The organism is uncultured Clostridium sp. (assembly GCF_947036855.1).
Classification (GTDB): domain Bacteria; phylum Bacillota; class Clostridia; order Clostridiales; family Clostridiaceae; genus Sarcina.
This window is the reverse complement of sequence record NZ_CAMQRY010000152.1, coordinates 1-5,139: the sequence shown is the minus strand read 5'-3', so window position 1 is coordinate 5,139 and position 5,139 is coordinate 1. Positions and strand designations below refer to the sequence as shown.

At 32.1% G+C, this 5,139-nt stretch carries 4 protein-coding genes and 1 pseudogene; all 5 read left to right on the top strand.

What is annotated here, in order from left to right:
* A partial coding sequence (locus Q0V15_RS11665; protein WP_297439205.1) for an ABC transporter permease occupies positions 1-300 on the top strand: 300 nt, incomplete at its 5' end.
* A 12-nt stretch (positions 301-312) separates the two neighbouring features.
* On the top strand, positions 313-1,332 hold the full coding sequence (locus Q0V15_RS11660; RefSeq protein WP_297439203.1) for an ABC transporter ATP-binding protein: 1,020 nt from the start codon (positions 313-315) through the stop codon (positions 1,330-1,332).
* Positions 1,325-2,302 carry an ABC transporter ATP-binding protein gene (locus Q0V15_RS11655; RefSeq protein ID WP_297439201.1) on the top strand — a complete coding sequence of 326 codons (978 nt, stop codon included), beginning with the start codon at positions 1,325-1,327 and terminating at the stop codon, positions 2,300-2,302. Before Q0V15_RS11660 ends, Q0V15_RS11655 begins: the two co-directional genes overlap by 8 nt.
* A gap of 77 nt (positions 2,303-2,379) precedes the next feature.
* The gene (locus Q0V15_RS11650; RefSeq protein ID WP_297439200.1) at positions 2,380-4,026 is read left to right on the top strand and encodes a peptide ABC transporter substrate-binding protein; all 1,647 of its coding nucleotides are present in this window, start codon (positions 2,380-2,382) and stop codon (positions 4,024-4,026) included.
* 325 nt (positions 4,027-4,351) lie between these two features.
* A pseudogene (locus Q0V15_RS11645) lies at positions 4,352-5,139 on the top strand (glucose-6-phosphate isomerase); the annotation flags it as partial.

Here is a 5,139-nt window from a genome sequence, read left to right as displayed (position 1 = left end):
TCTAAGGCAAGAATATTATTTAGACACTTAATACCAAATTGTATCAGTTCAATAATAGTTACAATGACACTTTTAATACCACAGGCTATTTTTACAGAAGCATTTCTTGCTTTTATAGGTCTTGGAATTAATCCACCACTAGCTTCACTTGGTACACTTGCTAATGAAGCACAAAAAGTTATAAGTATGTATCCATATCAATTATTATTCCCAGCAGGGATGATATGTATCATAATACTTGCATTTAATTTATTTGGTGATGGGCTTTCAGAAGCACTTGATCCAAAAAACAGAGTTTAGGAGGAAGTCTTTATGAATAAAATTTTAGAAGTAAATAATCTTAAGACATCTTTTAGAACACATGTTGGTGAGGTTCAAGCTGTTAGGGGAGTAAGTTTTGATGTTGATTTTGGTGAGGCAATAGGAGTTGTTGGAGAATCTGGTTCAGGAAAATCAGTTACTATGATGACTGTTATGAGACTTCTTAGTGAAAATGGAGAAGTTAAAGATGGGGAAGTTATATTTAATAATAAGGATATAAAAAATTGTTCTGAGAAAGAGATGGAGTCTATAAGAGGTAAGGAAATGGCTATGATATTCCAAGATCCTATGACTTCACTTAATCCAGTTTTAAAGATTGGTGATCAGCTTACAGAGCATTTAATAAAGCATGAGAAGATATCTAAAAAAGATGCTATGGAAAGAGCAGTGAAAATGCTTGAGACAGTTGGCATTCCAAGCCCTGAAAAAAGAATTAAGCAATATCCACATGAATTTTCAGGTGGTATGAGACAAAGGGTTATGATTGCAATGAGTCTTATCTGTAATCCAAAGCTTATTGTTGCAGATGAACCAACAACAGCTCTTGATGTTACAATTCAAGCTCAGATTTTAGATATTATGAAATCTTTAAAAGAGAAATTAAACACATCTATTATTCTTATAACACATGATCTTGGAGTTGTAGCAGATATTTGTTCAAGAGTTAATGTAATGTATGGTGGGGTTATTATAGAAAAAGGAACAACAAGAGAAATTTTCTATGAAGGTAAACATCCATATACTTGGGGACTTTTGAAAAGTGTACCAAATCCAAAGGATAGTAATAAAGAAAAATTAAAGCCTATAGAGGGACAACCACCTGATTTATTAAAACCACCAGTAGGATGTCCGTTTGCAGCAAGATGTGATTATGCAATGAAGATATGCAAAGAAAATATGCCACCACATTTTAAAATTAGTGAAACTCATGAGTCAGCTTGTTGGCTTTGTCATGAGAATGCACCAAAGGTAGAAGGGTATAGAATTAAAGGGGGAACTGTAAATGAGTAATAAAGAAGTTGTTTTGGAAATTAAGAATTTACAAAAGTTTTTCCCAGTTAAAAAAGGTTGGTTTAAGAGCAATAGTTTTGTTAAGGCTGTTGATGATATTTCATTTACTATAAATAAAGGTGAAACATTAGGACTTGTTGGGGAGTCAGGATGTGGAAAAACTACTACTGGTAGAACTATTTTAAAGTTATATGAGCCAACAAGTGGAGAAATTATTTTTAAGGGGCAAAATATTACGAATTTATCAGATAAAGAAATGATTCCACTTAGAAGAAATATGCAGATGATATTTCAAGATCCATATGCATCACTTAATCCAAGACTTACAGTTGGGGACATTGTAGGTGAGGCTATTGATATTCATGGATTATATAAAGGTGAAGAAAGAGTAAAGAGAATTCGAGATTTACTATTTAAGGTTGGTTTAAATGGTGACCATATCAATAGATATCCACATGAGTTTTCAGGTGGACAAAGACAAAGAATAGGTATAGCAAGGGCACTTGCTGTTGAGCCAGATTTAATTATCTGTGATGAGCCTATATCAGCACTTGATGTTTCTATACAAGCTCAGGTTATAAATATGTTAGAAGAACTTCAAGAAGAACTTGGTTTAACTTATTTATTTATAGCACATGATTTATGTATGGTTAAACATATTTCAACACATATAGGGGTTATGTATCTTGGGAAATTAGTTGAAAAAGGTGAGAGTGATGATGTTTATACAAATTCAAAGCATCCATATACAAAAGCACTTTTATCAGCAGTTCCAATTCCAGATCCAGATATGGCAAAAGCAAATAAGAGAATTATCCTAGAGGGGGACATTCCATCTCCAATAGATCCACCTGATGGGTGTAGATTTGCTGGTAGATGTTCGTATGTTATGGATATTTGTAAAAAGGATTGTCCACAGCTTAAAGAAGTTGAAACTGGACATTTTGTAGCATGTCATTTATATAAATAAATAAATAAAAATTAGTGTTTTGATATTAGTTTGCGATAAGGCAATGTAATATAAATAAAATTTAGGGGGCAAAATATATGAAAGTAAAAAATCTTAAAAAGTTTTGTCTAATGGCTATGGCAGTAGCAATTAGTACAAGTACTTTAGTTGCCTGTGGTAGTGATGGTGCAGCACCAAGCGGTGGTGGAGCAGACAAGGGGCAACATTTAATTTATAACATGGGAGCAGATCCTAAAACTCTTGATCCAGCATTAAATCAAGAAGTTCAAGCTGGTACAGCTATATCAAATGCATTTGAGGGACTTATGACTCTTGATGAAAATGAAAAAGCTAAACCAGGTGTAGCAAAAGACTTTACTCTATCAGAGGATGGACTTGTATACACATTTAATTTAAGAGATAATGCAAAATGGTCAGATGGAGAGCCTGTTACAGCTAATGATTTTAAATATGCTTGGACAAGAGCATTAGACCCAAAAACAGCAGCAGGATATTCATACCAACTTTATTATATTAAAGGTGCAGAAGACTTTAATGTAAATGATGGTAAAGCAGAAGATTTAGGAATTAAAGTTATTGATGATTATACACTTGAAGTAACTTTAAATAGTCCAACAGTATATTTCCCAGAGCTTATGGCATTCCCAGCATACTTCCCAGTGAAAGAAGATGTTGTATCTGCTAATGAAGGTTGGGCATTAAAGCCAGAAACTTACGTATCTAATGGACCATTCAAATTAACTGAGTGGAGACAAAAAGATGCTTTAGTATATTCTAAGAATGAACATTATTGGAATAAAGAATCTGTTAAGCTTGATACTTTAGAATTTAGAATGATTGGTGATGAAACAACTGCTTATTCAGAATTTAAAGCTGGAGGACTTGATATGGTTGATAGTATACCACCAGAAGAGATAGATAATGCAGTTAAAGAGGGAACAGGTACAATATACCCACAAATAGGTACTTATTATTATTCAGTTAACGTTTCAGGAAATGATTTAAGCCATGAGGCTTTAAGAGATCCTAAAGTTATAGAAGCTTTAAGTCTTGCTATTGATAGAGAATCTTTAGTTAAGAATGTTACTAAAGGTGGACAAGAGCCAGCTACTAGTTTTGTTCCAAGTGGAATTAAAGGTATAGATGGTAAGCCATTTAGTAAGAAAGAATATATACCTGCAAAAGGTGATGTTGAAAAAGCTAAGAAGTTATTAGAAGAAGCTGGATACCCAGGTGGAGAAGGTCTTCCAACATTTGAATTAATGTTTAATACAGAAGGTGCACATAGCCAAATTGCTCAAGCAGTACAAGGAATGTGGACTGGAATTGGTGTTAATGTAGAACTTAAAAATCAAGAGTGGAAAGTATTCCAAGGAACAAGAACAGCTAAGAACTACCAAATTGCAAGAGATGGATGGGTTGGAGATTTTGTTGACCCAATTACTTTCCTTGATTTATTTGGAACTGATGTTGGGCTTAATAACCCAGGATATTCAAATGCAGAGTTTGATGAGTTATTAGACAAATCAAAAGCTGAGCTTGACCCAGCAGTAAGAGAAGGATATTTAAAAGATGCTGAAGAAATCTTAATGAATGATATGGCAATTATCCCTATCTACTACTATACACAACCAAAAGCTATGCAAAAAAATGTTAGTGGAGTTAAAGTTTCTCAACTTGGATTTATATCATTTACAGAAGCTAGCATAACAGCAGCAGAATAAAATAAAGATGTTTATAGATAAGTGGTTTTATAATTTTATAAAGCCACTTATTTTTTTGCATAAATAAAATATAACTTAAATAAAAATGTTGATAATTAAATATTAAAGTATAGTTTTGTATATAAGGTTTACATATGGAAAATACAGTTATATATTTATTCTATAAAGAATAAATATAATTGTATAAGTATTGTATATATTACCATAAGTGATAAAATTAAGTATGTACTATTAAAAGTATATTTATTGATTAAATTAGTTAGATTTTTTGATTTAACTAAATATATATAACTTATAGAAATTTAGAGGTAAGGGAGTATTTAATATGAAAAATATAACACTTGATTTTACAAAAGCATCTAGCTTTTTAGCAGGGCATGAAATTGAAAATTTAAAAGGTTCTTTAGAAGTTGCACATAATAAGGTTCATAATGGAACTGGTGCAGGTAGTGATTTTCTAGGATGGGTTGAACTTCCAGAAAACTATGATAAAGCTGAGTTTGATAGAATTAAAAAATCAGCAGAGAAGATTAAGTCTGACTCTGATGTTTTAATTGTAATAGGAATAGGTGGTTCATATCTTGGAGCTAGAGCAGCTATAGAAATGCTTAATAGCAATTTTTATAACTTATTAGATGATAAAGTAAGAAAAACACCTAGAATAATTTATGCTGGAAATAACATAAGTTCTACTTATATGCATGAGTTATTACAAGCTATTGAAGGTAAGGATTTAAGTCTTAATATAATTTCTAAGTCTGGTACTACAACAGAACCAGCTATAGCTTTTAGAATTTTAAAAGAATATATGGAAAAGAAATATGGAAAAGAAGAAGCTGTTAAGAGAATTTATGCTACAACTGATTCAAGTAAGGGAGCACTTAAAAACCTTGCTATGGAAGAGGGATATGAGCAGTTTGTTGTTCCTGATAATGTTGGTGGAAGATTCTCAGTTTTAACAGCTGTTGGTTTACTTCCAATTGCAGCTTCAGGAATTAATATAGATGAGATGATGCAAGGGGCTAATGATGCAAGAGCTGAGTATGCAAACCCAAATGTAGATGAGAATGAATGCTATAAATATGCAGCAGCTAGAAATGCTTTATATAGTAA

Bases quoted from the DNA above. Each gene is read 5' to 3' on its own strand.
- Q0V15_RS11660 (WP_297439203.1), top strand. From the start codon at position 313: ATGAATAAAATTTTAGAAGTAAATAATCTTAAGACATCTTTTAGAACA.
- Q0V15_RS11655 (WP_297439201.1), top strand. From the start codon at position 1,325: ATGAGTAATAAAGAAGTTGTTTTGGAAATTAAGAATTTACAAAAGTTT.
- Q0V15_RS11650 (WP_297439200.1), top strand. From the start codon at position 2,380: ATGAAAGTAAAAAATCTTAAAAAGTTTTGTCTAATGGCTATGGCAGTA.